Origin of the sequence: Caballeronia sp. LZ008, assembly GCF_031451435.1 — a bacterium.
In the GTDB taxonomy this organism is placed as follows: Bacteria; Pseudomonadota; Gammaproteobacteria; order Burkholderiales; family Burkholderiaceae; genus Caballeronia; species Caballeronia zhejiangensis.
The window spans coordinates 1,431,003-1,457,312 of the sequence record NZ_JARUXK010000001.1 but is presented as its reverse complement, the minus strand read 5'-3'; the positions used below and the strand labels follow the sequence as shown (position 1 = coordinate 1,457,312).

Annotated in this window: 30 protein-coding genes; 12 read left to right on the top strand and 18 right to left on the bottom strand. The window is 65.9% G+C overall.

Annotation, left to right across the window (positions count from 1 at the left end; all coding sequences use genetic code 11):
* The first annotated feature begins 51 nt into the window (after window positions 1-51).
* Window positions 52-963: a recombination-associated protein RdgC gene (locus QCE49_RS06855; protein WP_250460347.1), complete on the top strand. Its 912-nt coding sequence runs from the start codon at window positions 52-54 to the stop codon at window positions 961-963.
* Between the two features lie 9 nt (window positions 964-972).
* On the opposite strand, the gene QCE49_RS06850 is transcribed toward QCE49_RS06855, so the two are convergent.
* The 5 genes from QCE49_RS06850 to QCE49_RS06830 all read right to left on the bottom strand — a co-directional run bounded on the left by QCE49_RS06850 (window position 973) and on the right by QCE49_RS06830 (window position 5,451).
* A complete protein-coding gene (locus tag QCE49_RS06850; protein ID WP_250460349.1) occupies window positions 973-2,049 on the bottom strand; it encodes a GGDEF domain-containing protein in 1,077 nt (358 codons plus the stop codon).
* Between the two features lie 34 nt (window positions 2,050-2,083).
* Window positions 2,084-2,857, bottom strand: coding sequence for a hypothetical protein (locus QCE49_RS06845; protein ID WP_250460351.1), 774 nt, complete (start codon window positions 2,855-2,857; stop codon window positions 2,084-2,086).
* A gap of 494 nt (window positions 2,858-3,351) precedes the next feature.
* A complete protein-coding gene (locus tag QCE49_RS06840; RefSeq protein ID WP_034474200.1) occupies window positions 3,352-4,224 on the bottom strand; it encodes a DMT family transporter in 873 nt (290 codons plus the stop codon).
* Between the two features lie 67 nt (window positions 4,225-4,291).
* Window positions 4,292-5,203, bottom strand: a complete 912-nt coding sequence (locus tag QCE49_RS06835; protein WP_008349578.1) for a YihY/virulence factor BrkB family protein — start codon at window positions 5,201-5,203, stop codon at window positions 4,292-4,294.
* A gap of 77 nt (window positions 5,204-5,280) precedes the next feature.
* Complete coding sequence (locus QCE49_RS06830; protein ID WP_160172930.1) at window positions 5,281-5,451, bottom strand: hypothetical protein; 171 nt, start codon at window positions 5,449-5,451, stop codon at window positions 5,281-5,283.
* Window positions 5,452-5,614: 163 nt separating this feature from the next.
* Here QCE49_RS06830 and QCE49_RS06825 point away from each other — a divergent pair, with 163 nt between their 5' ends.
* A complete protein-coding gene (locus tag QCE49_RS06825; protein ID WP_033537166.1) occupies window positions 5,615-7,096 on the top strand; it encodes an NCS1 family nucleobase:cation symporter-1 in 1,482 nt (493 codons plus the stop codon).
* A gap of 4 nt (window positions 7,097-7,100) precedes the next feature.
* On the opposite strand, the gene QCE49_RS06820 is transcribed toward QCE49_RS06825, so the two are convergent.
* Window positions 7,101-7,421 carry a hypothetical protein gene (locus tag QCE49_RS06820; protein ID WP_008349580.1) on the bottom strand — a complete coding sequence of 107 codons (321 nt, stop codon included), beginning with the start codon at window positions 7,419-7,421 and terminating at the stop codon, window positions 7,101-7,103.
* Between the two features lie 114 nt (window positions 7,422-7,535).
* On the opposite strand from QCE49_RS06820, the gene QCE49_RS06815 reads away from it, so the two are divergent.
* The 3 genes from QCE49_RS06815 (at window position 7,536) to tehA (ending at window position 9,225) form a co-directional block, all read left to right on the top strand.
* Window positions 7,536-7,679: an alpha/beta fold hydrolase gene (locus tag QCE49_RS06815; RefSeq protein ID WP_250460353.1), complete on the top strand. Its 144-nt coding sequence runs from the start codon at window positions 7,536-7,538 to the stop codon at window positions 7,677-7,679.
* A 143-nt stretch (window positions 7,680-7,822) separates the two neighbouring features.
* A complete protein-coding gene (locus QCE49_RS06810) occupies window positions 7,823-8,092 on the top strand; it encodes a hypothetical protein (protein ID WP_008349582.1) in 270 nt (89 codons plus the stop codon).
* Between the two features lie 98 nt (window positions 8,093-8,190).
* Window positions 8,191-9,225, top strand: a complete 1,035-nt coding sequence (tehA, locus tag QCE49_RS06805; RefSeq protein WP_250460355.1) for a dicarboxylate transporter/tellurite-resistance protein TehA — start codon at window positions 8,191-8,193, stop codon at window positions 9,223-9,225.
* 3 nt (window positions 9,226-9,228) lie between these two features.
* Here the strand turns inward: tehA and QCE49_RS06800 are convergent, their stop codons facing one another.
* The 7 genes from QCE49_RS06800 to QCE49_RS06770 form a co-directional block, all read right to left on the bottom strand.
* Window positions 9,229-10,014, bottom strand: coding sequence for a 3',5'-cyclic-nucleotide phosphodiesterase (locus tag QCE49_RS06800; RefSeq protein WP_250460357.1), 786 nt, complete (start codon window positions 10,012-10,014; stop codon window positions 9,229-9,231).
* Window positions 10,015-10,020: 6 nt separating this feature from the next.
* Entirely contained in the window at window positions 10,021-12,249 is a 2,229-nt protein-coding gene (locus QCE49_RS06795; protein WP_250460359.1) for a CHASE2 domain-containing protein, read from the bottom strand.
* Window positions 12,246-12,392 (bottom strand): hypothetical protein, encoded by a 147-nt coding sequence (locus tag QCE49_RS06790; RefSeq protein WP_250439762.1) that lies wholly within the window; start codon window positions 12,390-12,392, stop codon window positions 12,246-12,248. Before QCE49_RS06790 ends, QCE49_RS06795 begins: the two co-directional genes overlap by 4 nt.
* Before the next feature lie 10 nt (window positions 12,393-12,402).
* Window positions 12,403-13,050, bottom strand: coding sequence for a FecR domain-containing protein (locus QCE49_RS06785; protein ID WP_008349588.1), 648 nt, complete (start codon window positions 13,048-13,050; stop codon window positions 12,403-12,405).
* Window positions 13,051-13,058: 8 nt separating this feature from the next.
* A complete protein-coding gene (locus tag QCE49_RS06780; RefSeq protein ID WP_250481539.1) occupies window positions 13,059-14,825 on the bottom strand; it encodes a ShlB/FhaC/HecB family hemolysin secretion/activation protein in 1,767 nt (588 codons plus the stop codon).
* Window positions 14,798-17,098 carry a filamentous hemagglutinin N-terminal domain-containing protein gene (locus QCE49_RS06775; protein ID WP_250460363.1) on the bottom strand — a complete coding sequence of 767 codons (2,301 nt, stop codon included), beginning with the start codon at window positions 17,096-17,098 and terminating at the stop codon, window positions 14,798-14,800. Before QCE49_RS06775 ends, QCE49_RS06780 begins: the two co-directional genes overlap by 28 nt.
* Window positions 17,099-17,264: 166 nt before the next feature.
* On the bottom strand, window positions 17,265-18,182 hold the full coding sequence (locus QCE49_RS06770; protein WP_008349593.1) for a LysR family transcriptional regulator: 918 nt from the start codon (window positions 18,180-18,182) through the stop codon (window positions 17,265-17,267).
* Between the two features lie 235 nt (window positions 18,183-18,417).
* On the opposite strand from QCE49_RS06770, the gene QCE49_RS06765 reads away from it, so the two are divergent.
* The 3 genes from QCE49_RS06765 to QCE49_RS06755 all read left to right on the top strand — a co-directional run bounded on the left by QCE49_RS06765 (window position 18,418) and on the right by QCE49_RS06755 (window position 19,652).
* Window positions 18,418-18,768 carry a hypothetical protein gene (locus QCE49_RS06765; protein ID WP_008349595.1) on the top strand — a complete coding sequence of 117 codons (351 nt, stop codon included), beginning with the start codon at window positions 18,418-18,420 and terminating at the stop codon, window positions 18,766-18,768.
* Between the two features lie 30 nt (window positions 18,769-18,798).
* Window positions 18,799-19,050 carry a hypothetical protein gene (locus tag QCE49_RS06760; RefSeq protein ID WP_235366340.1) on the top strand — a complete coding sequence of 84 codons (252 nt, stop codon included), beginning with the start codon at window positions 18,799-18,801 and terminating at the stop codon, window positions 19,048-19,050.
* A gap of 68 nt (window positions 19,051-19,118) precedes the next feature.
* Window positions 19,119-19,652 (top strand): cupin domain-containing protein, encoded by a 534-nt coding sequence (locus tag QCE49_RS06755; protein WP_008349599.1) that lies wholly within the window; start codon window positions 19,119-19,121, stop codon window positions 19,650-19,652.
* A gap of 4 nt (window positions 19,653-19,656) precedes the next feature.
* Here the strand turns inward: QCE49_RS06755 and QCE49_RS06750 are convergent, their stop codons facing one another.
* Window positions 19,657-20,604 (bottom strand): DMT family transporter, encoded by a 948-nt coding sequence (locus tag QCE49_RS06750; protein WP_175983158.1) that lies wholly within the window; start codon window positions 20,602-20,604, stop codon window positions 19,657-19,659.
* A gap of 323 nt (window positions 20,605-20,927) precedes the next feature.
* On the opposite strand from QCE49_RS06750, the gene QCE49_RS06745 reads away from it, so the two are divergent.
* Both QCE49_RS06745 and QCE49_RS06740 read left to right on the top strand, forming a co-directional pair.
* A complete protein-coding gene (locus tag QCE49_RS06745; RefSeq protein ID WP_250439758.1) occupies window positions 20,928-21,410 on the top strand; it encodes a YqjD family protein in 483 nt (160 codons plus the stop codon).
* Between the two features lie 68 nt (window positions 21,411-21,478).
* Window positions 21,479-21,934 (top strand): response regulator, encoded by a 456-nt coding sequence (locus QCE49_RS06740; RefSeq protein ID WP_008349604.1) that lies wholly within the window; start codon window positions 21,479-21,481, stop codon window positions 21,932-21,934.
* Between the two features lie 39 nt (window positions 21,935-21,973).
* On the opposite strand, the gene QCE49_RS06735 is transcribed toward QCE49_RS06740, so the two are convergent.
* From QCE49_RS06735 to QCE49_RS06725, 3 genes are all read right to left on the bottom strand, one after another.
* On the bottom strand, window positions 21,974-22,249 hold the full coding sequence (locus QCE49_RS06735) for a DUF1488 domain-containing protein (RefSeq protein WP_008349606.1): 276 nt from the start codon (window positions 22,247-22,249) through the stop codon (window positions 21,974-21,976).
* Between the two features lie 202 nt (window positions 22,250-22,451).
* The gene (locus tag QCE49_RS06730; RefSeq protein ID WP_008349608.1) at window positions 22,452-22,676 is read right to left on the bottom strand and encodes a zinc ribbon domain-containing protein; all 225 of its coding nucleotides are present in this window, start codon (window positions 22,674-22,676) and stop codon (window positions 22,452-22,454) included.
* Between the two features lie 84 nt (window positions 22,677-22,760).
* Window positions 22,761-23,459 (bottom strand): carbonic anhydrase, encoded by a 699-nt coding sequence (locus QCE49_RS06725; protein WP_008349610.1) that lies wholly within the window; start codon window positions 23,457-23,459, stop codon window positions 22,761-22,763.
* Between the two features lie 244 nt (window positions 23,460-23,703).
* Here QCE49_RS06725 and QCE49_RS06720 point away from each other — a divergent pair, with 244 nt between their 5' ends.
* Both QCE49_RS06720 and QCE49_RS06715 read left to right on the top strand, forming a co-directional pair.
* On the top strand, window positions 23,704-24,015 hold the full coding sequence (locus tag QCE49_RS06720; protein ID WP_250460365.1) for a zf-TFIIB domain-containing protein: 312 nt from the start codon (window positions 23,704-23,706) through the stop codon (window positions 24,013-24,015).
* Between the two features lie 60 nt (window positions 24,016-24,075).
* A complete protein-coding gene (locus tag QCE49_RS06715; RefSeq protein WP_008349614.1) occupies window positions 24,076-24,582 on the top strand; it encodes a CBS domain-containing protein in 507 nt (168 codons plus the stop codon).
* 4 nt (window positions 24,583-24,586) lie between these two features.
* Here the strand turns inward: QCE49_RS06715 and QCE49_RS06710 are convergent, their stop codons facing one another.
* Window positions 24,587-25,972, bottom strand: coding sequence for a glycosyltransferase family 9 protein (locus QCE49_RS06710; RefSeq protein ID WP_250460367.1), 1,386 nt, complete (start codon window positions 25,970-25,972; stop codon window positions 24,587-24,589).
* Between the last annotated feature and the right edge of the window lie 338 nt (window positions 25,973-26,310).

Genomic DNA, 26,310 nt, shown 5'->3' with positions numbered 1-26,310 from the left:
CGCACTCGTATAGAATGGCGCCCCTTTCCGACTACATCGAAATCCCGCGCCATGTGGTTCAAGAATCTTCAGCTTCACCGTCTTCCCGCACACTGGTCCGTCACGCCGCAGCAGATGCAGCAATGGCTCGCGCCGCTCGCGTTCACCGTGGCGTCGAGCATCGAGAACGAACGGCGCGGCTGGGTCTCGCCGCGCGGCGACGATGATCTCGTCTACACGGCGAACCGTCAGATGCTCATCGTCTATCGCGCGGAAAAGAAGCTGCTGCCCGCATCCGTCGTCACGCAGTTCGTGAAGGAACGCGCCGCCGAGCTCGAAGAGCAGCAGGGCTTCAAACCCGGCCGCAAGCAGATGAAAGAGCTCAAGGAACAGATCACCGACGAACTCCTGCCGCGCGCCTTCAGCATCCGCCGCGATACGCGCGTGTGGATCGATCCGGTGAACGGCTGGCTCGCGATCGATTCGTCGTCGGCGACGCTGTGCGACGACATCATCGGCTTGCTGGTGAAGTCCGTCACCGATCTGCCGCTCGCGAGCGTCCGCACGGCGCGCTCGCCCGTTTCGGCGATGACCGAATGGCTGCTTTCCGGCGACGCGCCCGCGGGCTTCACGCTCGATCGCGATACGGAACTGCGCTCGACCGGCGAAGGCAACGCGACCGTCCGCTACGTCGGTCACGCGCTCGAAACGGAAGACATGCGCCGCCATATCGAAGCGGGCAAGCAGTGCATGCGTCTCGCGATGACGTGGGACGACCGCGTGTCGTACGTGCTGACGCCATCGCTCACATTGAAGCGCGTGAGCGCGCTCGACGTCATCAAGGAAGCCGCCGATCCGACCGCGTCGAACGACGACGAGCGCTTCGAATCCGACTTCATCCTGATGACAGGCGAACTCGCGCGCATGCTGTCGGCGCTGACCGAGGCGCTGGGCGGCGAAGAAGACCTGCGCGCCGCCGCGTAGGAACGAGCGTCAGGCGGACGGCGCCGACGCGAACGCGTAGCCGTTCTTGCCGTTGCGCTTGACGGTGTACATCGTGTCGTCGGCAGCGGCGACGAGCCGCCAGTAATCGTCGACACGATCCGGAAAACTCGCGATGCCGACGCTCGCGCGCACAATCGACAAGCCCATCTGCGCGTCGGTTTCCGCGACGCACGCGATGATTCTCTGCGCGATCACCGCGAGCTCGCCATCGCTCGAAAACTCGCGCACGAGCAACGCGAATTCGTCGCCGCCGATACGCGCGACCAGATCGCCGCCGCGCACCGCCTGACGAAAACGCCGCGACACCGCAATCAGAAACTCATCGCCGATGCGGTGGCCGTGCGTGTCGTTGACGCGCTTGAAGCCATCGAGATCGATATACAGCACCGCGATGCGCGACGCCCCGCGCGCGCCGCTCGCGAGCGCATTCGCCGCTTCTTCCAGCGCCGCGAAGAGCTTGCGCCGGTTGGGCAGGCCCGTCATCGGATCGTGCAGCGACGCCTGCTCGAATTCATTCGAAATCCCGAGAAGCTGCCGATTGCGTTTTGCATACATGCCGAGCGCGGTGATGAGCACGCCGAATACGATCGCCGACAACGCGATCAGCGTATGCGACACGCTCAGGATGCGCTCGCGCACGTCCGCGCTCGTGCGATCGCGCTCCGCGCGCCACCAGGCGTAGGCCGAATCGAGCGCGGAGCTGGCCTCGCCGAGCGCGGCGGAAGGCGAGAGCACGGCGGAAGGCAGCGACGGCGCCGACATCGGACTCGACGACACCAGAGCATGCAGCGCCGCGAGCCGCCCGGCCAATTCGATGCGCGCCTCGCGATACGCGGCCTGGCGCTGCGTATCGCTCGCGGGCGTGTGCTGCAGGGAAAGCGCGGTCGCGCGGGCGGTATCGGCGCGCTCGACCGCTTCGAGCACGAGCCCGACGTACTCCTGCTGCAGTTGCGCCGAAAAGATCGCGCGCACCTGCAACGCCAGGAACAGCAGCCCGATCAGCAGACACAGCAAGGCCGCGCCAGCGAGCGGCGCGGGGCCGGGCACGCGCAGGCGCAAGCGCATGATCGCGTGCCGCGCACGGCTCGCCAGCGTCTCCTCAGGGACGTGAATACTCCTCTCGCTGACGGGTCGGAACATTGTGTCGATAGCTCACTCGATGGAAGAACGCGCCCACGCGCGCGAACAGTCCGCCTTCGGACTGCTGCCTTGCGTTCGCGCGCGCCTGATGCCTGCGTGCCTGCGCGTACTGATCGGCGCGATTGCTCCGATCGACGGCCGCACGCTGCGTCGCGGACGGCGTGCCGCGGCGTTGCGCCTGTTGCGCCAAAGGTTGCGCGGAAGCCGTCGCGAGCGCCGCGGCGGCGGCCGCGCCCGAGCCGTCAGCGCCAGCGTTGGCGACGGTGGTTTCGTCGGCGGGATCGGCGGTGGGATCGGCGGTGGGTGCGTTGTCCGCGAGCGATGCCGTGTCGATGGGCGCGGCCGTCGGACCGTCGTTCGACGAGTACGGAATCGCGCTGCCGGGCGCGGCGGTCAAGGGCGTTTCGACGGCGCCGCCCGATTGCGTCTGCGCGGTAATCACCGGCTGATCGATGCCGAGCGTGCGGCGCGCGCTCGCCATCGCCTCGGCATAGACGCGCTGATCGTGGTTGAACCACATGCCGTACGCGACCGTGCCGAGCACGCCGATGCCAAGCGCGCTCGCCGACGCCATCCACAGCGCGAGACGCCCGAAGCGCAGCGGCGCGCGCATGGGGCCGGGTTCGTCGTCGTAATCGATTGCAGTCTCGGGCAAGTGAGTGACAGTGGGATCATTCGCAGGACTTGCGCGTTCCGCGATGCTCTCTTCGGGTAGCTTTGCGTGCTGAGGCATGACAGCGCTCTCCAGAACCTATTCGTCAGACAGCGGACCAGCGCGGACTTACAGCGCGCGTCCGGCCCGATGCTTCACCTCGCGCGTCCCATCATATGAACAATCAAACGCGATGCGGCTTCGTCGGACGTAACAGCCGGTTGCCGGTTCAGCATCTGCCGCCGGCCCTTTTTTGCCAAACAATGTAACTCGCGCCACATATCGCCACAATCAGGGGCGGCGAGGAGGCGTTGGAACGACGCTGCGGATCATTGCGCCCGATGCGCGGCGCGCCTGCCGTGGCACGGTCCGGCGCACCGTTGCACGGCGATTTCACCTCATTGCGCGTCGCGACGGCGAAGCAACTTCGGCCAGTACCTCAGCATTTGCCGTTCCTGCCCCGATTTGAAGTGCGGTGCATGCATCATTCTTCAGAGGAAGTTCCCGCGCGTATGTGAGGTGCCGCACATACGCGCATGGCAGCCGTTTGCGTGTGGAACGCGCGCCACAGTTCGTCATCGGGGCTTCGACGACACGACGAGCGCGATGCCGCCGAGAATCGCGACCGCGCTGGCCGCGAGCCGCATCGTCAGCGTTTCGCCGAGCAGCAGCACGCCGCCCGCCGCCGTGATGAGCGGCACGCTCAGTTGCACCGTGGCCGCCGTCGCGGGCTTCAATCCTTTCAACGCCGCGTACCAGACGACATAGCCGAGCCCCGAGGTCAACGCACCCGAGGTCATCGCGTAGGCCAGGCCCGAGACATCCGCGTCCGTACCCGCAAACGCGAGCGCGAGCGCCGACACCGCGATCGCGAACGGCAGCGCGCGCAGGAAATTGCCGGCCGTCGCGGCGACGGGATCGGACTGGCCCCGTCCGCGCAATGAATAGACGCCCCAACCGATGCCCGCCGCGATCATCAGTGCGGACGACGCCGGATCGGGCGCGGCGAGTCCTGGCAGCACGAGCCACACGAGACCGGCGAGCGCGAGCAGCAGGCCGAGCCATTGCGCCGCGGCGAGACGCTCGCCGGTCGCGATGCCGTAGCCGATCATCGTCGCCTGCACCGCGCCGAAGAGCAGCAGCGCGCCGGTGCCCGCCGCGAGCCGAACGTACGCGAAGGAGAACGCCGCCGCATACACGATCAGCGCGAATGCCGATACCCAGCTTCCGGCGCGTCGCGTGTCGTCGCCGGGCGCGCCGCGCGCGAGCAGGATGATCCACAGCACGAGCGCCGCCGACGCGACGCGTACGAGCGTGAAACTCGCCGCGTCGATGCGCGCGCCCCTGAGCGCGAGGCGGCACAGCAGCGAGTTGCCGGCGAACGCGATCATCGCGACGACGGTGAAGAGCGCGATGCGCGTGCCGTGCGAGCGTGTGGGTGTCGACATCGGCGGCGCTGGAATGAGGGCGCATCACTGTAGCGCACGCGCGTCGCGAAGACATGCTGCGGCGCGTTCAACCGGTGGTGAAGGGCTGCGGCGGCGCATCGGCCTCGGAGCCGAAGCGCTCGAATTCGGAGATTACTTGCGCGCCGAATAGAAGCAGCGTCGCGAGCGCTTCGAGGCTGAAGAGCACGACGATCGACGTCGTCAGCGATCCGTAAACGACGCTCACCTGCGAGAGCGTCGCGAAGTACCAGACGAGCACATGCCGCGTGATTTCCCAGAGCACGGCGGCCGTCACGCTGCCGAGCAGCGCGAGCCGCAGCGAAGGCCGGCCGACAGGCATCACGAGATAGATCGACGTCAGCACGAAGATCTCGCCCGCGACGCCGAGCAGATACAGCAAAAGCCGCGACACGCCCCTGAGCGACACCTCGACGCCGAGCAGGTCGACGCTGTTGCTGCCCATCGCCTGAAGGCCGTTCGACACGAGCGTGACGATCAGCATGCCGACGCCGAGAAACAGGATGTAGCAGTAAGGCAGGAGCGCCGAGAGCAGAAAATGCCGCCGCCTGACCGCGACGCGATGCACGAAGATCACCGACATCGCGTTCTCGAGCACCGTGAAGGCAAGCGAACTGAAGAAGATCATCGTGACGAGCAGCAGCCAGCCGAGCACCGCGCGATGCGCAAGAAAATTCGCGAGCTCGCCCACGACGGCGTGCGCCTGGCCCGGCACGAGCCATTCGAGCAGATGCGCGAGCGTGTCGAGCAATTGCTGTTGCCCGACGAATTTCGACAGCACGATCACGATCAGGATCAGCAGCGGGACGATGGAAAGCAGCGCGTAATACGCGACCGCGCCCGCGAGCAGCAGGCCCTGATTGGCGCGAAAAGCCTTGAACGTGCGCATCGCAAAGCCGAACGGATGACGCGCGACGCTTCTCACCTGCGGGCCCAGCACAGGGCCGAGAATCTTCGACATGGAACCTCCGCGGCGCGATCGCTGGCCATCCTTTGTGGACGAGCAAGATCCGCACCCGTAGCGAAGGTCCGCACGCTTCAGCCTGTCCGGCGCGCCTCGATGCGTGCGGCTGCTTGCTGCGCGGCTTCCTCGAATGCGAGATTGAGGAAGACATCGACTTCGCACGCGCTCAGGTCGGCGGCATCGACGTTACGCAGCCGGCAGAAGAGCGCGAGCGCCTCGGCTGCGGCGGCGAAGGCGTTGTTCATATCCCGGGAGTGAAGGCGTTTTTTTCTCATGGCCAGCATAACGGCAGGCGCACGGACGGACTTTAATGCGTCGCAAGGCAACGCGCACGCCGTTTCATTTTCGCTTTTTGATGCATTAATCTAGGTTCATAACTCGAGCCCGCCGAAGGCACTGGAGGACATGATGGCCGCATCCCACGCAACCTCCGCCGCCGACGCCGCCGCGCTCGGTGCCGATGCCGAAATCGTCAACGCCGACGAGCGCCTCTACAACCACGACCTCGCGCCCGTGCCGCGCGCGAAGCGCACCTGGAACGGCTACAGCATCTTCGCGATGTGGATGTCGGACGTGCACAGCGTCGGCGGCTACACCTTCGCCGCGAGTCTCTTTCTGCTCGGCATCTCGGGCTGGCAGGTGCTGCTCGCGCTGACCATCGGCATTCTCATCGTGTATGTGCTGATGAACTGGGTCGGCAAGCCGAGCTTGAGACACGGCATTCCTTTCCCGGTGATGGCGCGCGTCTCGATGGGCGTGATGGGCGCGAATCTCGCCGCGCTGATTCGCGGCGTGGTCGGCATCGTGTGGTACGGCGTGCAGACGTATTTCGCGTCGAAGGCCGTCGCGACCTTGCTGCTGCTCTTCGTGCCGTCTGTCGCCGCGTGGCGCGATACGAGCTTTCTCAGGCTCGACATGCTCGGCTGGGTCAGCTTCCTCTTCATGTGGCTGCTGCAGCTCGTCATCTTTCAGCGCGGCATGGAGATCATCCGCAAGTTCATCGACTTTTGCGGGCCGGCCGTGTATGTCGTGATGTTCGTGCTGATGGGATGGATTCTCTATCGCGCGGGTCTCGGCAGCCTGAATCTCACGCTCTCGGGCAAGGTGCTGACCGGCGACGAGCAACTTCACGCGATGATCAACGCGATCCTGCTCGTCGTGAGCTATTTCGCCGCGCTGCTGCTGAATTTCGGCGACTTCTCGCGCTTCGCGAAAAGCGAGCGGCAGATGAAGATCGGCAACTTCCTCGGGCTGCCGTTCAACTTCGTTGCGTTTGCAATCATCACGGTGATCGTCACGGCGGGCAGCGAGAAAGTGTTCGGCACGATGATCATGGACCCGGTCGAAATCGTCTCGCGCATCGAGAACAAGGTGTGGGTGGCGATCGGCAGCGTCACGTTCGTCATCGCGACGATGGGCATCAATATCGTCGCGAACTTCGTGTCGCCCGCGTACGACATCGCCAATCTGTTTCCGAAGCATGTGGACTTCAAGAAGGGCGGCCTGATCGCGTCGATACTCGCGGTGCTCGTGTGTCCGTGGATCTTCGTCGACAGCCCGAAGGCGATCACGATCTTCGTGTCCGTGTTCGGCGCCGTGCTCGCGCCGATGTACGGCGTGATGATGTCCGACTATTACCTCGTGAAGCGCCAGCAGGTGAGGACCGCCGAACTGTATTCGATGCAGCCCGGCGGACGCTTCTATTACGACGGCGGATGGAACAAGGTCGGGCTCGCGGCGCTGATCGTATCGGGCGTGATCTCGGTCGGCTGGGAACTGTCGACGCAGTTCTTCAAGCTCCTGCCGCCGAACAATCTCGGCTGGCTGATCGGCGCGGTGGCGGGCGCGCTCCTGTACGTGCTCTTCATGCGCATGGCAAACCGAAAATAGCGCTTTATTCGAGCCACTTTCGTACGTCCTTTTCCCAATCGGGCTGGCCGCAGTTCGGCGGATTCTCCGGCCCGAGCACGGTGATGTAGCCCTTGTCCTTCATGCACGCCTCGTAGGCGCGCACCTGCGTGCAACGGCCCGCGCCGGCTCTTTTCGCGGCGCCCTTGCATGCGGACATCGCGTTGTCCATGCCGCTGAAATCGGCATCGCCGTCGTTATTCCATGAAGGCGGATTCGCGCTCGCTGAAAACTCGACAGGCGTGCTGCACGCGACGAGCGCGAATGCAGCGGCGGGAAGAAGGCACAAGCGGAAGAATCGATTCATCTGCTTTAACTCCTTGTTCTTAAGCTCTTGTTGAACGCGCGCAATTCGCCGCCTATTATTCCCCGCTGCCGTTGGCGCGTCGCGTTTTCTTTTCTCGCGGGCGCGAACGACGATGTGCTTGCCGATACCAACGCGCGCCATCTCGAACAGATGATTCCGCGCGCGACGCTCGATGTGGTCAGCGACGCGGGACACGCGCTGATGTTCCAGTATCCGAGCGAGCTCGCGCGGCATATCGATGCGTTCGTCGCGAAGTGAGCGACGCCGAACACGTCTATCGCTTCATAGCGCACAGAACGCACGCGTTTTAGCTTGTCGGCGCATTTCCCGGCCCTTCATACTGTCGCGCAACCGCGATGCGAAAGCGCGCGCCGATAACAAGAAGAGCCGGGGAAACCACCATGAAGTCACGCTTCACTGCCGTTCACCTGCGTCCCGTCGAACTTGCCGATCCGCATCTCGCGCATCTCTACATGGAATGCGCCGATGCCGAGGCGCGTCTGTCGGGCGCGAGCAGAGTCGCGGCGGTCGCCGTGTACGAAGCCCGTGAGAAGACGCTCGATCGTCTGTGGTCGCGTCTCGATGCGCTCGATCCGAGACTGTGCCGCGAGCTGAAACACGCGGTAGAGGACTGGCACGAAATCGCGGTGAAGCTGCGCGGCGGCGACTGATTGAGACGCGCGCGCAGCGCAATGAGACGCTGCGGCATACGCGCGGAAGGCCGTCGCCACTAACCTTTCTCCAACGACGCAAATCAAGGAGAAGGGCAATGAACAGCAACAATGGTACGAACAATCGCGCGCCGATGCCGGCTGCGTTCTTCGGCATCGCGGTCGGCGGGCTCGCGCTCGCGGGCGCATGGCGCGCGGCGGCTCGCGTGTGGGCGATTCCCGATGCGGTGCCCGCATGGCTGACGGCGGGCGCGCTCGTCGTCTGGATCGCGGTGCTCGTCGCATACGGGCGCAAGTGGCTCGTCCAGCGCGATGCGGCCATCGCGGAAATGCGTCATCCGGTGCAGTCTTCGTTCGCGGCGCTCGTGCCGGTATCGGCGATGCTCGTCGCACAAGCCGTGCAGCCTTATTCGCGGCCGCTCGCGATCGCGCTCTTCGCGATCGGCGTCGCGAGTTCGCTCGCGCTCGGCGCGTATCTGCATGGCCGGTTCTGGCAGGGCGGCCGCAAGCCCGAGCTGACGACGCCCGCCATCTACCTTCCGACGGTCGCGCCCAGCTTCGTCGCGGCGACGGCGGCGGCCGGGCTCGGTTTCACGCAAATCGGCATGTTGCTGTTCGGCGCGGGCGTGTTCTCGTGGCTCGCGATCGAATCGATCGTGTTGCATCGCGCCGCCGTGCATGAACCGCTGCCCGAAGCATTGCGCCCTACGCTCGGCATCCAGCTTGCGCCGCCGGTCGTCGGAGGCGTGTCGTATCTCGCGATCACGCACGGCGTACCCGATACGTTCGCCTACATGCTGCTCGGCTACGGTCTCTATCAGGCGCTGATGCTCGCGCGCCTCGTGCCCTGGATTCGCCAACGCGCGTTCACGCCTTCGTACTGGGCCTTCAGCTTCGGTGCCGCCGCATTGCCGACGATGGCTATTCGCATGCTCGAACGCGGCGCCACCGGCCCGATGACGTGGATCGCACCGGCTGCGTTCGTCGTGGCCAACGTGGTGATCGGTCTCATGATCGCGGGAACGGTGCGGGCGATCGTGCGAGGCGAGTTGCTGCCGGCCGCGGTTACATCGGCGCCGGCGAACGTCACGCCGATCAGCATCGAGCGTCGTGCGGCAGCGGGTTCGCGTTGAACATCACAACGTCAGCACTTCGCCCGCGCGCAACGCACGCAGCGACACATCGGGCAACGCGGCGCGCAGTTCTTCCAGAATCTGCGCGCCGTGCGGCGGTTTCAGATGCGAAATCAGCAATTCGGCTTTCATCGCGCGGCCACGCAGATCATCGGCGATGAGCTTCGGGCAATAGTGCTGCGCCGCACGCGCCAACGCGATCTGCGCATCCGGATACGCGGTCTCGACGATCACATGGCGCAGTCCCGGCAACGCGCACACGGCGGCCCAGAACTCGGGATTGCTCGTCGTATCGCCGCTGAACGCGATGCACGCCGTTGCGTTCGACACCGCCAGCCCCATCGACGGCACCGTATGCCGCGCGGGCAATGCCGTCACGGTGCGCCCGTTCAGCATGAAGCATTCGCCGACCTCCAGCGCTTCGAAGCGCACGCCCGGCGCATCGGGCGAAGGAATGCGCGTGAAGTCCGGCCAGATCAGATTGTTGAAGATGTGCGCCTGAAGTATGTCGAGCGTCGCGCGGCTCGCGTGAACGACGAGCGGCCTATCGCGCGCGTCGCTCGTGGCATCGATCATGAGCGGCAGATACGCAATGTGATCCAGATGCGAGTGCGTGAGAAACACATGATCGATACGCGCGAGTTCGTCGTCGGTGAGCACGGCGACGCCCGTGCCGGCATCGATCATGATGTCGCCGTCGACGAGCAGCGCCGTCGTGCCGCCGCGATCGCCCGCATCGTCGCCGCCGCTCCTGATCGCGCCGCTACAGCCGAGTACCCGAACGTTCATGATGATTCATTTCGTGTCGAATTCGCTTACGCAATCCCAGTCCTCGGGCAACGCAATGCCGCGCAGCGCATCGATGCGCCTGCGATACATCGCGTACACCTGTCGCTCAGGATACTGCGCCGCGAGCGTCGCGAGTAGCGTTTGCGCTTCGTCCCACTCGCGCGCGCGATAGTGCGCGAGCGCCGCGTGCCAGCGCGTGAGCGCATCGCCGTGTTCGTGCGCGGGCTGCGGCTCGAACACCGCAATCGGCGCGACGCGTCCTTTCACGCGCACGCGATCGATCTCGCGGAACGCGATATCCGTCACCCGTTCGCGCGTCGCTTCGCCCACGATGATGTCGATGTCGAAGCGCCGCGTGAGGCCTTCGAGCCGCGCCGCGACATTCACGGCATCGCCCATCACGGTGTAGGCGCGGCGCACGTGCGAGCCCATGTCGCCGACGGTCATCGGCCCCGTATTGATGCCGATGCCGATCCACAGCGTCGGCCAGCCGCGCGCCGTGAGCGTGCGGTTCAGCTCGACGAGCGCCGCGCGCATGCCGAGCGCCGCCGCGACGGCGTTGCGCGCGTGATCCGGATCGTCGACGGGCGCACCCCAGAAACCCATGATCGCATCGCCGATGTACTTGTCGAGCGTGCCGCGATGCGCGCGGATCACTTCCGTCATCGTGCCGAGATACTCGTTCATCAGACGCGCGAGCGCTTCCGGCTCCAGCGTCTCCGCGATGGCCGTGAAGCCGAGCACGTCGCAGAACAGCACGGTCAGCTCGGCGCGCCGCCCGGCCATGCTGTAGTCCTCCGGATGACGGCTCATTTCCTCGACGAGCTCGGGCGGCACGTATTGCCCGAACAGCGCGGTGAAATGGCGTTTCGCGCGCGCCTCGACGAAGTAGCCGTACGACATGTTGAGCACGTAGAGCGCGAGCGCGGCGAGCAGCGGCGACGCCACCGGGATCGACCAGCGAAGCCGCGCGAACGCGAAGAGATCCGCCGCGACGACGAGCGCGAGCAACATCGCGGTGAAGATCGTCGCGCGCGCGGGCATGTGCCACGGCCAGAGGAAGATCATCGCGAGTCCGATGAGCGCGAGCATCGACGCCTGCAACGCCGACGCGAACGGGGGTTCGAAGCGGATCGTATCGTCGAGCATGCCGCCGATCAGATTCGCGTTCACCTCGACGCCCGGATAAACCTCGCCGACGGGCGTCGTGCGCTGATCCATCAGGCCCGGCGCCGTCGTGCCGACGAGCGCGATCTTGCCCGCGAGCGCGTTGGCGGGAATGCGCTCTCCGAGCACGTCGGCGATGGAGTAATACGGGACGCTGCCGGTCGGGCCGCGATAGGGCACGAGCGCCGCGCCGTTTTCATCGACGGGAATCGTGCGCGTGCCGCGCGGCGTCGTGAGCGCGAGTCCCGCGAGCGGCGCGGCGGGATCGGTTGCGTCGTCGAAGACCGGTGTCACCGCGGCGTCGCCGAACAGCGCGCGGATCACTTCGAGCGACAGCGCGCCGTACACGCCGTCGCGATAGGCCGCGATGAGCGGCACGCGGCGCACGGAGCCGTCGAAATCGATCACGGGATTGAAGTATCCGGCGCGCTTCGCCGCCTGTTGCAGCGCGGGCAGATTGCCGCCGTAGCTCGTCCAGTCGAAGAGCATGAGCGGATGCGTGCCGAACGCGCGCGCGCTCATCAAGGGCGATGGAATCGCGCCGCTCGATGCATCGCGATTCGAAAAGTAAAAGCCGAGCACCACGGGATGACCGGCAAGGGCATCGGCGAAACGGCGGTCGTAATCGAGGCGCGGAGCAAGCGCATCGAGCGTCTTGCGGTACGCGGCGTCCTCGGCGAGCGGGCCGCGCGCGAGTTCGTCGAGCACGGCAAGGCCCGAACTCGCGTCGGCTTCCGCGAACACCATGTCGAAGCCGAGCACCGCGATGCGCTCGCGCGAAAACAGCGTATCGACGAGCGCCGCCATGCGCGCGCGATCCCACGGCCAGCGGCCCAGTTCGGCGAGGCTTTTCTCGTCGATATCGAGAATCGCGATGCGCGCGTCCGTCGTGCGCGGCATGAAGAGACGCACTTTCGCGTCGTAGATCATCGCGTCGAGCGAATCGATGAAGCGGATGTCATAGCGCGACAGCGCATGTCCCGCGAGCGCGACGACGATCGCGAGCCCGAGCGCCCAGCGCGCGCCCGAGCGTTTGAACGTGAACGCGAGCGGTTCTCGCACCCTCATTGCGCGGCCCGGTTCTGCTCGTTCGCGACGACGAGCCGCGCCGCCAGCACGCGCGCGTGCGCATCGACGCCGAAAGACATGAGCGCCGCGTGCAACTGCGCTGCGCGCATGACGTCCGTATCGCGGCTCGTGTTTTCGCTCATCGTGGGCTCGCTAACGGCACGCCGCCGACGGCACCACCGGCGTCACGCGCGATGCCGGCAGCACGCCGAACGGCAGCCGCGGACTCACGACGATCGCGCCTTCGCCCGCGCGCACGATCTGCCTGTCGACCTGATTGATGACGACGATCTGACCGTCGTAGACGACGATCTGATCGCCCTTGCAATCCGCGTTCGCGCCCGGTTCGAGATTCGCGCAATCGGTGACGGAATATTCGGTGCCGCGTATGCCGATGGTCGACGTCGGCGTCTTCACGCGATAGTTCTCCGGCTTGCCTTCCTTCGCGACGAGCCCGTCGAGCGCGCGCAATCCGCCTTTCACGAGCGACAGAAAGCTGCGGTCTTCCTGCGGCGCGTTCGCCGCGTAATGAAAATCGTCGACGCGAAACACCGAGCCGGGCTTCAGATACACACGCTGCTTGTCGGTGAAGATCATCACGATTTCCGAGCCGACGCCGGTCTGCACGGTGTCGCCGTTGTCGATGTCGCCGCCGACCGCCGCCACGCGTTGCGCGCCGCCCGCCGATTGAATCGCGACATTGCCGACGAGCGCGGTGATCGTCGCGACCGCTTCGGCGCACGCCGCGCGCGCGGTCATCGCCAGGAAGAGGAAGAGAAGAAGGTGTCGGGCGCGCGTCATGTTCGGTCTCAGAAGGACTTCGTGAGCGCGATCCAGAAGCGGTTCGCGTGTCCGGTGCCGAGCGTCGAAGGCACGTAGCCGAGCGTGTGCGCGTACGACATCGACAGCAGAAAGTCGTGCGGCGCGGCGAACGTCGCGCCGACGCCCAGCCCGGAAAGCCGGACGTGATCGCTGCCCGGCGCGACCGGATGCGCGACGATCTTCCCGTCGGCGGTATCGATGAAGCCCGATAGCGTCACGAGCACCGGCACGAGCGATTGCCTGATCGTCTGCCGTAGTTCGATGGTCGCGATATACGCTTCGTCGACGGGCGCGTCGCCGGTCGCATAGGCGCGCACGGCATACGGGCCGCCGAGCGAGATCTGCTCGGACGAATCGAGATTGCGCGAAGTCGCCTGGCCGTTGAGCGAAAGGTAGAGCTGCGTGCCGTTGGCCTGATCGCCGATCACCTGCGTGTGCGTCACGGCGAACACGAACTTCGTGAACGCACCGGCGATCTGCGCGGCGATCTGTTCCGGCTGCGGCGTCTTATAGCGCAGGTTGCCTTGCTGGATAGCCGTGTCGAACGTCGTGATGCTCTTTTCGAGCGTCAGATTGCCCGAGAGCCCGAGCCGGCCGACATCGCTCGTCTTGTCGCTGACGGAATCGAACGCGCCGAGGTGATCCGACAGCAGCTTGTGGTCGTAGCCGAGCGTCGCGAATACGTTCGCCGACGGCGAGCGCAGCAGCGCGTAGCTCAGGAACGTCGAGAAGACATTGGCGCTGCCGTAGGCGTCGAGTTCGTCGAACTGACCGCCGACCGAATACGTCGAGCGCGTGTAGCCGACGCCCCACGCGAACCCGCTGCCGCCGACCGGCACCGTGTAGCCGATGTTGCCGTAGAACTGCCCGGTGATCGAGCCGAGCAGCCGCGCGCCCAACTGATCGCCGATGCCGAGCGGATTGTTCCATTGCAGCGCGCCGATGAGACGCGCGGTGCCGGTCGTCGTCTGGCCGTAGTTGTCGGCCTGCACGCTGCCGGAGACGGGCCGCGCGGTCGGCACGGCGAGCGTCATGTCGGAGGTGCCGGGAAGAAGGCCCGGCGAGATCGTCGCGTTCGCGCCCGTCGTGCCGGCCGCGTCCTGCGCGAGCAACGTGGCGCGGGTGAGGGCGCGCTCGTCGATCACATCGCCCGGTTTGAGCACGCTGAAAAATCGCGCGATGACGGGGTCGCGCGTGCGCGACTTGTTGTCGATGTCGATGCGACCGTAACGTCCCTCGCTCACCGCGATACGCACGATGCCGTCATCGATCTGCTGCGGCGGCACATAGGCGCGCGCGACCAGATAGCCGTGCCGCCGATAGAACGCGCTCACGCGATCGGCGGCGCTTTCGAGATCGTCGAGCGAACGCCCCGCACCGATGAACGGCCGCACGGCGTCGAGCAGTTCCGGCGTCGGGAAAAGCGTGTTGCCGGTGAACGCGAAACCTTTCACTTCGAAGCGGATGCCTCCTGTTTCGCCGGAGACGGGCGGCGGTTCGGGCGCGGGCGTCACGTTCAGACGCAGATCGGAAGGCGGGACGGGCGCGGGCGCTTGCTGCTGCTGTTCGCGCAGGATGCTGCCCGCGTTCGGCAGCGTCTGGGCGTGCGTTTCGCGCATGTCGCGCGCCGTCGCCGCGACGAGCGTCGCGATGAGCACGGCGAGCCGGCGCGACGCGACGCTGTGGCGTCGTTCGCGGGGCCCGAAGCGTCGCACGCGCCTGGGCCTCACATGCGGCATACGTGACCGGGCCATGCGTCGTCCGGCAGACGGCCGCCGTCGCTCGTCGAATCGGTGCGCTGCTGCACGAGCGGCGCGGACTCCGGCTGACGGCCCGGCGTCGCGTTGTAGAGCGGCGCGGGATTGGCCGCGTCGGTACGCACGGAATCGAGAATGCCGGGCAGCGCCGCGACGGTCGTGACGGGCGTTTCCGGTTCTTGCGGCATCACCGGCTGTACGGGGACGGACGGCGGCGCAGGCGGCGGCGTGCCCGCGATGCGCAGCGTGCCGCCTTGCGTCGTGATCGTGTAGCCGGTCGGGCCGCCCGTCGCCGTGACCGTGATCGCGTACGTGCCGATCGCCGCGCCCGGCGTCGCGCCGGTGCTCGTCACCGTGAAGACGAACGGCTCGTGGTTCGCCGGGCTGTCGGCGAATGCGTTGCCGTAGTTCGCGCCGTTGTAGCGCAGCGCGATCGTCACGTCGTTCGGACCGAGCGTGCGCGGCGTCTCGAACGGCACGTCGATGTTGATCGCCGTCAACGTGACCTGCTGCCGCGCATTGAACGCGAACCGGTTGCCCGATGCCGATGCCGCGCGCGCATCGGCGCCGCCGGTGTAGGCATCGCCCCAGAGCGCGAGATTGCCGCTTTGCAGTCCGCCGAAGGCGTCGGCCTCGGGTGCGTCGGAGTAGACGAGCCAGCGGCCGTTCGGCGCGGAAAGCGCGTTCGCTCCCGCGCGGTTCACGAAGGTCGCCGCGGCGAGCGTGATCGCCGTGCCGCTCGCGCGGCTCGCAATGGGCGCGGCGAGCGTGAGCGCGGGCGCCGTGAGCGTGACCGCGCCGCTCGCCGAAACGCCCGACAAACCCGCGACGCGGCCGATCGTGAGCGGCGCGCTATCGGCGATGTCGACGGAACCGGCGTTCGCCGCCAGCGTGCCGATGCGATTGCCCGCGTTCGTCAGCCGGTACGCGCCCGCGCCGCCTTGCAGGGCGACATTGGCCGCCTGGATGGGCGCCTGTTGTGTCGCGGTGCCGGCGGTCGTCATCGCGAGCGTGCCGCGCGGCGCGCTGATCGACGCGTCGACGTGGATGCCGCTCTGCGCCGCGAGCGAAAGCGTGTTGACGCCGCTCCACGCGACCGGGCCGTCGATCAGCACGAGGCCGAACGGCGCGAAACCCGTCGGTGATGCGGCGCTGATCGACACATTGGTCGATTCGAGCACGCGCGAAAGCGTCGCGCCCTGAATCGTGCCGAAGCGCTGTCCGAATGCATCGCCGCCGCCGACGAGCGCGGCGAAGTCGCTCGCAATGCGCCACGTTCCGGTTTGTCCCGATGCCGCCGCCGTCGTGACCTGCGCGTCCGGCGCGACGCGCACCTGCGTGCCCGCCGTTTCGATGGCGCCGCCGTTGCCGCCATCCGGCGCGGATGCGTCGAGCGTGCCGCCGGCCTGCACGACGCCTTTGTCCGCGACGAGGCGGATCACGCCGTTCTGGTTCACGGCGCTTCTCGCGCGGATGACGCCCGTGTTGTTCACGACATTGGCGAGGAGCGCGTCCTCGGCGCTCGCGACGAGCCAGGCCTGACCGCCATCGGCCTGAATCAGACCGTGATTGGCGGCGAGCGCACGCAACGCGCCGCGCTCCACCGACAAGCCGATCATGCTGTGATCGCCGAGCGTGACCGCGATGCGCTCGCCCGCCGCGAGCGCCGCGAAACCGCCGGGCGAGTCGATCGTGCCGGCGTTGATCGCGCGCGCGCCGATCAGCGCGACATAACCGCCGGGCGCGCTCGTGAGCGTGCCGAGATTGACGACCGCCGCGCCGTCCTCGTGATGATGATGCCGATGCCAGCGCCCGTCGCCCGAAAAGGTGTAGTGGCCGCTCATGAAATCGCTTGTCGACAGATTGAGCGTCGATGCCAGCAATCCACCGACGTTCACCTGCGCGCCCGGCCCGAAGATCACGCCGTTCGGATTGACGATGAACACTTGGCCGTTCGCGTCGAGCTTGCCGAAGAAGGCCGTCGGGCGCGGTCCGACGACGCGGTTCAGCGCGATCGAATTCGCGCCCGGCTGATTGAACGTGACCGCTTCGCCAGGGCGCGTGCTGAACGAATTCCAGTCGATGGCGAGGCGGCCGCTATTCTGCTGAATGATCGTGCTGGCGCCCGCGCTCGTCACCGAGCCGGAACCGGCGACGACGCGCGCGCCGCTCGGTTCCGCGCGCGCGGACATGCACGCCATGACGATGAGCGTGGCGATGCAGAGCCATCGCGCGGGGAACGCGGTGCTCGCGCGCAGAGTCTTGTTCATGTCGGCCGACTCCTTTCTGTTGCGGCGCATCGTCGTGACGAGATGCAGGCGCACCATCAAGCAGTTTAGTGTTCCGAAGCATGCTTGCAACTACGCGTTTAGAGAACCTTCGCATACGCGCTGTTCTTCGCCATTCGTATTAGGAACGCGGCGTTTTATCCGACGATCACGCGGCCTGGCTCGCGAGCGTCTCTTCGACGAACTCGCGCAGGAACGTGACCCACGTGCGGATCTTCGCATCGAGATACTGGCGGGACGCGTACATCGCGTAGATGGTCATTGTCTGAAGTTCGCACTCGGGCAGCACGCGCACGAGCGCGCCGCTGTCGAGCCACGGCAGCGCGGCGAGCATCGGCAGCGGCGCGATGCCGAGACCGTTCGACAGCGCGACCGCGAGCGCATCGGCGGAATTGACGCGCAGGCGGCCCGGGTCGAGCTCCACTTCGACGTGGCCGCGCGGGCCTTCGAAGACCCATCGGTCGACGGGGAAAAACGTCGTCACGAGTTGCAGGCACGCATGGTTCTTCAGATCGTCGATGCGCTGGGGCGTGCCCGCCCGTTTGAGATAGCCCGGCGACGCGCACAGCACGCTCGGCATCGAGCAGATTTTCGTGGAGACGAGCGCGGAGTCGGGCAGTGCGGACGTGGTGACTTGCAGGAAGACGTCGAAGCCTTCGTCGAGCATGTCGGGGATATGTTGCGAAAGCGTAAGCTCGACGCGCACCTGCGGATGCTGCTCGAGATAGCGCGTGAGCGCGGGCACCACGTAGTGCTGGCCGAAGGTGATCGGGGCATGCATGCGCAGCACGCCCGTCGGCGAAACCTGGGCGTTGCTCGCCTCCGCCTCGGAGAGATCGACGAGTTCGAGCACTTCCTTGCAGCGCGTGAGATAACGGTTGCCGGCATCGGTGAGGGCGACGCGGCGCGTCGTGCGATTCAGAAGCCGCGTGCGCAGATGCGTTTCGAGTTCGGTGACCGCGCGCGAGGCCTGCGCCGTCGTGATGTCCATCTGCTGCGCCGCGACGGTGAAGCTGGCCGCTTCAGCCACGCGCGCAAAGATTCTCATGCTCCGCAACAAGTCCATCGTCCAGGCATCCGTTTGACGAAGCCGGAACTATCCCACGTCGGCGCAACAGCGCGCAACCTGCGCGGGCGAAGCGGCGTCGCATCGGCTTTTCGCACATTCGTTTCAGGATTCACATCTGTTACAGGCGTTGTAACGCAGCCCGCACGCGGCGCGGCTACGATGGATTCACGGCTGCATATGAATCCAGGATCGCATCGCGGTCTGCTTGTCGGCCTTCTCAGACGAGGACGAAATGAACATCAAGGGCTTGGTCGGGATCGGTATCGCGTTGTCGGCGGGACTCGCTTGCGAAGCCGCCGTGGCGGGCGTGAGCCTGGGCATCAATCTCGGGGTTCCGGTTGCGCCGGTTTATGCGGCGCCGGTGTACGTCGCGCCCGCGCCCGTCTATGCGCCGCCTCCGCCGCCCATGTACGCGCCGCCGCCTCCGCCCGTCGCCTATCAGCCCGCGCCGGTCATGGTTGCGCCCGCGCCGGCGATCGTCGTCGGCTGGCACGGCGACCGCTATTGGGATGGCTATCGCTACTGGGGACGCCGCGACTGGTACGCGCATCACGGCGGCTATTACGGCTATCGGCACTGGTAAGCCGGAAGCCGGCGGCAACGGGGCATCATCATGAAAAATTCAACTCGAACTCGAACCCGGTCGCGCCTCGCGCGCTCGCTGATCGTGCCCGTCGCCCTCGTGGCGGCGGCGGGGCTCGGCGGCTGCGTTTATGCGCCGCCCTATGGCTATGCGCCCGCGCCCGCTTATGGCTACGCGCCTGCCTATGGCTATGCGTATGGACCGGGCTACTACGCGGCGCCATCGGTGTCGCTCGGCATCGGCTTCTCGAGCGGCGGCGGCGGTCACTGGCACGGCCGCTGACGCGCGGTCCATTCCGACTGGAACGTGCGTTGCTGCGATTTCTCTGACTCTTTCGGAGAAAGCGCAACATGACCGAGCAAACTGCAAGCTTGCTGTCGCAACACGCCCGCTGCGAGCATTTCATGCTGCCGCCGAACGGCTGGGTGCCAAATAACACGCGGCTGCCCGTCCTGGTGTGGCGCGGCGCGATCGACCCGAAAGCCACCGATTGCGCCGAGCGCTTCGAAGCGCTTTTCGCGCAGAACGGCTGGCCGCCGCAGTGGCGCGACAGTGTCTTCGACTATCACCACTTCCATTCGACCGCGCATGAGGCGCTCGGCGTCGCATCGGGCGACGCCGAACTGATTCTCGGCGGCCCGCATGGCCGCGTGATCGCGGTCAGCGCCGGCGACGCGCTCGTCCTGCCTGCCGGCACCGGCCATTGCCTGCTGACGGCCGGACGGCGCTTTCAGGTCGTCGGGGCTTATCCGCCGGGGCAGCAATGGGATATCCGCCGCGAAGCGATCAGCGAGCAGGAACGCATCGCGATGGAAGAACTGCCGTTCCCGCGAAGCGATCCCGTCGCCGGAGAGGACGGGCCGCTCGCGCGTCACTGGCATTAGCCGATCACGCTTTGCTTTCCTTCACGCATTGAGACCGGCGCGCGCCGACGAGCGGCACGCGCTTGATCACGCCCGTCGCGAGCGCCGTGCCGACCAGCACGATCGCGCAGGCGGCCGCCATGCCCATCGACACGCGCTCGGCGAGAAAGAGCGCGCCCCACAGAATCCCGAAGATCGGAATCAGGAACGTGACGGTGATCGCGCGTGCGGGCCCGGCGACCGCGATCAGATGGAAGAACATCATGTAGGCGAGGCCCGTGCACGCGACGCCCAGCCCGAGCACCGCGCCCCACGCGTGCAACGATACGGCGCCGGCCGGCCAGAAAAAGAGCGCGAAGGGCAGAAGCACGATCGTCGCCGCGCTCATCGTGCCGGCGGCGACCGTCAGCGAATCGACGCCCATCAGATGCTTTTTCGTGTAACTCGCGGCGACGCCGTAAGAAGCCGATGCGGCGAGCGCGGCGAGTGCGGCCAGCGCGGTCGCCATCGGGGAGGCGGCGGCGCTCGCGTCGTGCGCGAACATCTGATCCCAGACGAGCGCGAGCACGCCCGCGAAGCCGATCGCAAGTCCCGCCACGCGCATGCGCGTCAGCCGGTCGCTCAACCACAGATACGCGACGATCGCGCCCCAGAGCGGCGTCGTCGCGTTGATGACCGACGTGACGCCCGCCGACAGCGTCAGCTCGGCATACGCGAAGAGACAAAACGGCGCGGCGGAATTGAGGACGCCGACGACGAGGAGCGGCCACGCGCGTTCGCGCATCGTCGAGAAGGCTGGCCGCGCCTTGCCGCGCAGCGCGAGCATCAGAAGCAGAAACAGCGCGCCGATGCCCACGCGCAACGCCATCAGCGGCGCGACGCCGAGATCGGTCACGCCGACGCGGATGAACAGGAACGAGCCGCCCCAGAGCGCGGCGAGAACGAACAGTTGAGCGAGATTGACGGGATTCATGGCGGCTTGGCGATAGAAGTTGGGAGCGAAACCATCGTATCGGCGTGCGTCGTGCCGACGTTTCGGCGCGGCGTGAAACGAAAGATGCGGCGCGATGCACCCGCTCGCCCAGCTCCCGGAATCCCGCATCGTAGGCGCGCGCCGATGCCGCCGCAAACGAGCATTTCTCACCGTTATGTGAGAAAAATTGCCAAGCGCCGCGCGGCTCGACCGGCCGCGGACGCCGAGGTTGCTGGCAGGCCCGATCGGTGCGACTCTTGCATGATCGAAAGATGGACGATGGTTCTTGCAGCGCGATGGACGCAGTCAACGGGAGAGAAGCCATGGACAATGCGAACGGCAACGCATCCACGATTCAGTCGATGCAAAACAGCGACCGGGGCGATCCGGCCGATCCGCCGCTCTCGCGCCGCACGGTCGCGAGCGCGATGGACGCGGCGCTCGCGCCCGGCATGGCACACGGACAGGCCGCGAGCGTGACGCCGCTCACGCCGGGCGAGGCGCACAAGCCCGCAAGGTATTCGCCGTATCACGTGCACGGCGATGTGCTCGAAGGCGGCGACAGTCCGACGGTGCTCGCGCAGCCCGCCGCGACGCACGCCGCGGGACAGGGCAGTCAGTACCATCCGTCGCGACCGATGCCGCGGCGCGCGCGCGACGTGCTGGCGGGCGCGCAGGACGTCATCGCGACGCAGTACAGGCAGGCGAAGGAGGGCACGGACGATTACGTGCACGACAATCCGTGGAAATCGATTGCGCTGGCGGCGGTCGGCGGGCTCATCGTCGGTCTGCTGGCCGCACGCTGAAGCGCGGCGGGCCTCAACCTTGCTGGGTTGCTGATATCGGCAGAGGCTTATCGCCGTGCCGGACCGACATGGAAGAACGATCGTACGACCTCTGCACCGACCGGTGCGAAATCTGGAATCCGCTGACGATGGCGCTCGCCAGTCCGCGGCGCGTCTTGATCGTGCATTCGGAATCGAACGTCGGCGACTCGTTCGCGCTGCTCCTCGCGATGCGCGGTTTCGAGGCCGTGCAGATCGGCGATGCGGCGGCCGCGTCGCAATTCATCCGCAACTGGCGGCCGCAGGTGTTGTTCGTGGATACGCTCATCGGCGACGCGCACGACCACGCGCCGGCGCGCACGCTGCGCGAAGCGCTGACCGTCGATCGGACGGAGGGCGAAGTGGAGTTGCTGATTGCGCTCGCCGCCGATGCCAAGCAGGATCCGCGCGATGCATTGCACGCCGCGGGCTACGACGGCTTTTGCAGAACGCCGTGCCCGGTCTGGTGGATGTTCGACGTATTGAAGTGTTTCTACGTCCACTGATGCGGGCGGTGCACTGCGCCGCCGCCCGCCGCTTGAGGCCTAAACCGCTCGCGATGCCTTGAAATCGTTGGTTTCCAGTTCGACCGACTGGCCGCCGTTGCGCTCGAGCGCGCGCCGGGCGGCGTCTTCGATTTGCACGCGTCCGCCTTCGAACGCGGAGAGGAGATCGTGCGACGACGTCCCGCTATTGCCGAAGTGATCGTTGAGTGCATCGAGGGAAATGCTGCACCACACCTCGCGGCCGTCCACCTTCGCCTCGAACGCGACACGCGCTGCCGCCACGACATGACGGCGCCCGCTGAACTCTATCGTCATCCTTATCACCTCCTGTTTTTCGTTCGGAACACGGTTGAGCGCGATCATCGCGAGACTTGCAACGACGCGCTCGCGATGTCGATGCCTACGACTGCGTGCGGCCTTGCGCGCCGCGCACGTCGTCTTGCATGATACGCCCGCGCTGCGCGGGGCGTACGGGAGGTGACTTTGCAATGACCGTGCCCGCGCGGTACAAAGCGCGCTATCCGCAGCAGAGGCAGCCGCCGCGATGCCTCATGCCGTAACTGCCGGCTTCTTCGGCGGCGCCGGCGGATGCGCTCGAACCGCCCACGCTCGGCGCGCCGATCGTCACGCGCGCAGCGGTCGCGCCGCATTGTGGACAGGCCGCGGGATCGTCGCGCTCGGCGATGCGGCGGACGGCTTCGAACGCGCCGCAATCCGCGCATTCGTAATCGTAGACAGGCATGACGTTTTCACTCGGAGAAAGAGGGCATCGATCACGGTAGCAAGCGCTATGCAACGCCTCGCCGCGAAGCCGGGCGTGCCGATGTCAACGCCCGTCCTTGCGCAACAGGCGCAGACGCGCTTCTTCGAGCGACTCGAACTTGCTGTCGGCCTCGTCGTAGATCGACACCTTGCCGCGCCCGATGTCGTACACCCAGCCCTGCACCTGCAGCTTGCCGAGCGCGAGCCGGCCCGCGACCGCCGGATGCGTGCGCAGATGCGTCAGTTGCAGGCGGATGTTCTCCTCGACCATCGCCTGGACGATGCGTTCTTCTTCCAGCTTGCGCGCCATCACGACGCTGCGCGCGGCTTCGGCGTTGCGCAGCCATGCGTGAACCGTCGGCATTTCATCGGCGATGGCCGCGCCTGACGCGAGACCTTTCATCGCGCCGCAATCCGAGTGGCCGCAAATCACGATCTGCCGGACGTTGAGCGCGAGCACCGCGAATTCCACCACCGCCGACACGCCGCCGAGCATCTCGCCATAAGCCGGCACGATGTTGCCGATGTTGCGGCACACGAAAAGCTCGCCGGGGCGCGTCTGCGTGATCATTTCCGGCGATACGCGCGAATCCGCGCAGGTAATGAAGAGCGTATGCGGCGCCTGCTGGCGCGCGAGGCTCTTGAACAGCGCTTCGCTGTCGGGGAACACGAAACGGCTGAAGTCGTCGGCGCCTTGCAGCAGGTACAGCAGGTCGCCGGTTTCGGCGCCGTGGCGTTCTTCGCTCATCGATTTGTCGGACATGGTGTCGCCTTTGTTGTGCGGTTCCGACGCGCGTGCGTGCGCGTCACGTCAAGGCGAAAGCTTGCGGGGTTTTGAGATGGATCGCAAGTCGCTCCGATTCAAGACCTTCACGGGCGCACCAATTCGGTGCGAGGGCATCATCCGGTTCGGTTTTCCCGAAGTGACGCGCTCAAAATCTCCTATTTTTCGACGCGTACCATTCCGCTAGATTGTTTTCATTGAAAGCAATCAGAAAGGAACCGACATGAAATGCCCGGTATGTCCCGCGACCGAACTACTGATGACCGTGCGCGAGGGCATCGAAATCGACTATTGCCCGCACTGTCGCGGCGTGTGGCTCGACCGCGGCGAGCTCGATCAGATCATCCGGCGCGCGGCGCAGGCGTCGGTCGCGGAAGCGCAAGCGTCCGGGCGCGACGAATGGGACGAGCGCGGACACGATCGCGAGCGCCGCACGCATCGGCAGGACGGTTACCACTACGGCGATTCGCGCGGCAAGCGCGAACATGCGCGGCGCAAAAAATCCTTTCTCGGCGATCTGTTCGACTTCGACTGATCGGCGAGCGTCACGCGCATCGGCAGTAATTCGGCGGCAAAACAGCAAGGAGAACGGCAAATGTCAACGGTGAAGCAAGTCCTGAAGGCAAAGCGCGACACGACGGTTCACACCATCGACGCGGAGGCGAGCGTGTACGAAGCGATCGCGCTGATGTCGCGGGCGGAAGTGGGCGCGCTCGTCGTCGTGGTGGGCGACGCGGTGTGCGGCATCGTCACCGAACGCGACTATGCGCGCAAGGTGATCCTGCAGGACAAAGTCTCGCGGACGACCACCGTATGCGAGATCATGACCGCGCCGGTGATGTCGGTCAGCCTCGGAACGAGCGCCGACGAATGCATGACGCTAATGACGCGGCAGCGGATTCGCCATCTGCCGGTGATCGAGGGCGGCCGGCTCGTCGGGATGATTTCGATCGGCGATATGGTGCGGCATCTGATCGAGGAGCAGCAGTTCGCCATCGACCAGCTCGAAAGCTATGTGCGCGGCCCGCGCCACGATGCACCGACGTGCGCGCTCACGCGGCGTAGCGAGATTCCGCAGACACTCGCACTGCGTATCGTGTAGCGCGTCAGCGCGCTTGCGCCGTCAGAAGCGCCTGCAGGTTGCGCACGACATCGTTCCAGTCGCCGAGGCCGCGGGCGCGAACCAGGCGCATCGAGGCATACCAGGGCGTGACATGCGGATCGCGCTCGTAACGCCATTCCGCGACCTGATTGAGAAACAAGTAGCACGGCTTGCCGAGCGCCCCCGCGATGTGCGACAGCGCGCCATCATTGCCGACGAACGCATCGAGCCTGTCGATGATGCTCACGCTTTGCGTCAGCGTGACGTCGGAGGCGAGGGTGGTGAAGCGGTCGAGGTCATTCGAACGCGGGGCGTTCAGCCAGCGCTTGCGCTCGAAGCCGCGCTGCATGACGACCCAGTGGATGTCGGGCGTGCTGTCGAAAAGCGGGACGAGATCAGGCAGGGCGAGGCTGCGGCTGGCGAAATTGTTCGCCGATTCGCACGACGACCAGAAAATGCCGACGCAGCGCCGGCCCTGCGCGCGCTGGCGGATCTCATCGACGATTGCATCGGCGGCGCAAGGATCGGCGGGCTCGATATAGCGTGCCGACGACGCATAACCGAGCACCGGGAAAAGCGCGGTAAAGAGCGCGAAAGGATCGGTCCACAGCGCGCCGTCCGTTGCGACGGCGAAGCCGGCCGCGCGCATGGCTTCGGCGTCTCGGGCGGATTCGGCATCGGGCATCGCGAAGCGATAGTTCCGGTCCGAGCCGTCGGCGTAGGCGATCTGCACGCCCAGCGCCTGAAGCGCGCCGGCGTAGCGCACCCAGTTGACTTGATCGCCGTGGCCCGACGCGATCGACGTCATTGTCAGATGCGCCGGCAGGACCCGCTGTCCGCACCAGTAATGCTCGATATCGACATCGGGAAACAGCACGCGGCGCGCTTCGTGCGATGACCAATAGCGATGCAACAGTTCGACGCCGCTCGCGATGCCGTTCAGGCGCATCGCGCTGCGTCCCTGATGATGTCCGAGCACATAGGCGGAATGTTCGTCGACGTCTTGCGCGCTCAGTTCCAGAACCCGGTCGTCGCAGCCGAGATAATGCCAGCCGTAGACGCGCCACAGGAATGCGAAGATCGGTGCGACATCGGGCTTGCATCCCACGTACTCGATCATGCTGAGCGCGACTTCCTTCAATCCGAGATGCGCGCACGCGTCGCACAGGCTGTGAAGCTGGAAGCCGAAGGTGTTCGATCGGCGCGTGAGCTCGCAGGCGATATCGACGGCGCGCAGAAATTCGCCCCCTCGCAGATGCGCGAGCGCGCGCGCGTGCAGGTACTCCGAGGTGTGTCCGTCGGCGGCGAAGCGACCATCGAGAAAACGGAAACATGCCTCGATTTCGCCTGCATACAGGCTGGAATGGAACTGCTGGTAACTGTCGATCATGGGAGCTTGCCGAGTCAGGTGGCGGCATTATTGCGTGCGCCGAAGCGTCGGGCGCGCAGGCGGCAAGCCTTTTCACAAAAATTTCGGATTCTTGATTAATGCGTTGATAATCCGACAATTTTTGAAAAATAGCGGCGCGTCTCGTTCGATTATAGGTGGCGTGCCAGCGGGGAAACTCGCTCGAGTCGGTCCCGGCGCGATGACCAAAACACGACATTCCAATTCGGCGTAACATCAAATGTCAAAGCAAAATTGAAATGTCGTACCACCGGCTAAATACAGATGTCGTGTTTTTGATGTGTGATTGGCTCTGTTTTCAACGGTTTGAATCCACGTAG

What these genes read in the sequence shown, in the direction of transcription:
- QCE49_RS06855 (WP_250460347.1), top strand. Translation starts at nt 52, where the DNA reads ATGTGGTTCAAGAATCTTCAGCTTCACCGTCTTCCCGCACACTGGTCC.
- QCE49_RS06850 (WP_250460349.1), bottom strand. Translation starts at nt 2,049, where the DNA reads ATGCGCTTGCGCCTGCGCGTGCCCGGCCCCGCGCCGCTCGCTGGCGCG.
- QCE49_RS06845 (WP_250460351.1), bottom strand. Translation starts at nt 2,857, where the DNA reads ATGCCTCAGCACGCAAAGCTACCCGAAGAGAGCATCGCGGAACGCGCA.
- QCE49_RS06840 (WP_034474200.1), bottom strand. Translation starts at nt 4,224, where the DNA reads ATGTCGACACCCACACGCTCGCACGGCACGCGCATCGCGCTCTTCACC.
- QCE49_RS06835 (WP_008349578.1), bottom strand. Translation starts at nt 5,203, where the DNA reads ATGTCGAAGATTCTCGGCCCTGTGCTGGGCCCGCAGGTGAGAAGCGTC.
- QCE49_RS06830 (WP_160172930.1), bottom strand. Translation starts at nt 5,451, where the DNA reads ATGAACAACGCCTTCGCCGCCGCAGCCGAGGCGCTCGCGCTCTTCTGC.
- QCE49_RS06825 (WP_033537166.1), top strand. Translation starts at nt 5,615, where the DNA reads ATGGCCGCATCCCACGCAACCTCCGCCGCCGACGCCGCCGCGCTCGGT.
- QCE49_RS06820 (WP_008349580.1), bottom strand. Translation starts at nt 7,421, where the DNA reads ATGAATCGATTCTTCCGCTTGTGCCTTCTTCCCGCCGCTGCATTCGCG.
- QCE49_RS06810 (WP_008349582.1), top strand. Translation starts at nt 7,823, where the DNA reads ATGAAGTCACGCTTCACTGCCGTTCACCTGCGTCCCGTCGAACTTGCC.
- tehA (WP_250460355.1), top strand. Translation starts at nt 8,191, where the DNA reads ATGAACAGCAACAATGGTACGAACAATCGCGCGCCGATGCCGGCTGCG.
- QCE49_RS06800 (WP_250460357.1), bottom strand. Translation starts at nt 10,014, where the DNA reads ATGAACGTTCGGGTACTCGGCTGTAGCGGCGCGATCAGGAGCGGCGGC.
- QCE49_RS06795 (WP_250460359.1), bottom strand. Translation starts at nt 12,249, where the DNA reads ATGAGGGTGCGAGAACCGCTCGCGTTCACGTTCAAACGCTCGGGCGCG.
- QCE49_RS06790 (WP_250439762.1), bottom strand. Translation starts at nt 12,392, where the DNA reads ATGAGCGAAAACACGAGCCGCGATACGGACGTCATGCGCGCAGCGCAG.
- QCE49_RS06785 (WP_008349588.1), bottom strand. Translation starts at nt 13,050, where the DNA reads ATGACGCGCGCCCGACACCTTCTTCTCTTCCTCTTCCTGGCGATGACC.
- QCE49_RS06780 (WP_250481539.1), bottom strand. Translation starts at nt 14,825, where the DNA reads ATGGCCCGGTCACGTATGCCGCATGTGAGGCCCAGGCGCGTGCGACGC.
- QCE49_RS06775 (WP_250460363.1), bottom strand. Translation starts at nt 17,098, where the DNA reads ATGAACAAGACTCTGCGCGCGAGCACCGCGTTCCCCGCGCGATGGCTC.
- QCE49_RS06770 (WP_008349593.1), bottom strand. Translation starts at nt 18,182, where the DNA reads ATGGACTTGTTGCGGAGCATGAGAATCTTTGCGCGCGTGGCTGAAGCG.
- QCE49_RS06765 (WP_008349595.1), top strand. Translation starts at nt 18,418, where the DNA reads ATGAACATCAAGGGCTTGGTCGGGATCGGTATCGCGTTGTCGGCGGGA.
- QCE49_RS06760 (WP_235366340.1), top strand. Translation starts at nt 18,799, where the DNA reads ATGAAAAATTCAACTCGAACTCGAACCCGGTCGCGCCTCGCGCGCTCG.
- QCE49_RS06755 (WP_008349599.1), top strand. Translation starts at nt 19,119, where the DNA reads ATGACCGAGCAAACTGCAAGCTTGCTGTCGCAACACGCCCGCTGCGAG.
- QCE49_RS06750 (WP_175983158.1), bottom strand. Translation starts at nt 20,604, where the DNA reads ATGAATCCCGTCAATCTCGCTCAACTGTTCGTTCTCGCCGCGCTCTGG.
- QCE49_RS06745 (WP_250439758.1), top strand. Translation starts at nt 20,928, where the DNA reads ATGGACAATGCGAACGGCAACGCATCCACGATTCAGTCGATGCAAAAC.
- QCE49_RS06740 (WP_008349604.1), top strand. Translation starts at nt 21,479, where the DNA reads ATGGAAGAACGATCGTACGACCTCTGCACCGACCGGTGCGAAATCTGG.
- QCE49_RS06735 (WP_008349606.1), bottom strand. Translation starts at nt 22,249, where the DNA reads ATGACGATAGAGTTCAGCGGGCGCCGTCATGTCGTGGCGGCAGCGCGT.
- QCE49_RS06730 (WP_008349608.1), bottom strand. Translation starts at nt 22,676, where the DNA reads ATGCCTGTCTACGATTACGAATGCGCGGATTGCGGCGCGTTCGAAGCC.
- QCE49_RS06725 (WP_008349610.1), bottom strand. Translation starts at nt 23,459, where the DNA reads ATGTCCGACAAATCGATGAGCGAAGAACGCCACGGCGCCGAAACCGGC.
- QCE49_RS06720 (WP_250460365.1), top strand. Translation starts at nt 23,704, where the DNA reads ATGAAATGCCCGGTATGTCCCGCGACCGAACTACTGATGACCGTGCGC.
- QCE49_RS06715 (WP_008349614.1), top strand. Translation starts at nt 24,076, where the DNA reads ATGTCAACGGTGAAGCAAGTCCTGAAGGCAAAGCGCGACACGACGGTT.
- QCE49_RS06710 (WP_250460367.1), bottom strand. Translation starts at nt 25,972, where the DNA reads ATGATCGACAGTTACCAGCAGTTCCATTCCAGCCTGTATGCAGGCGAA.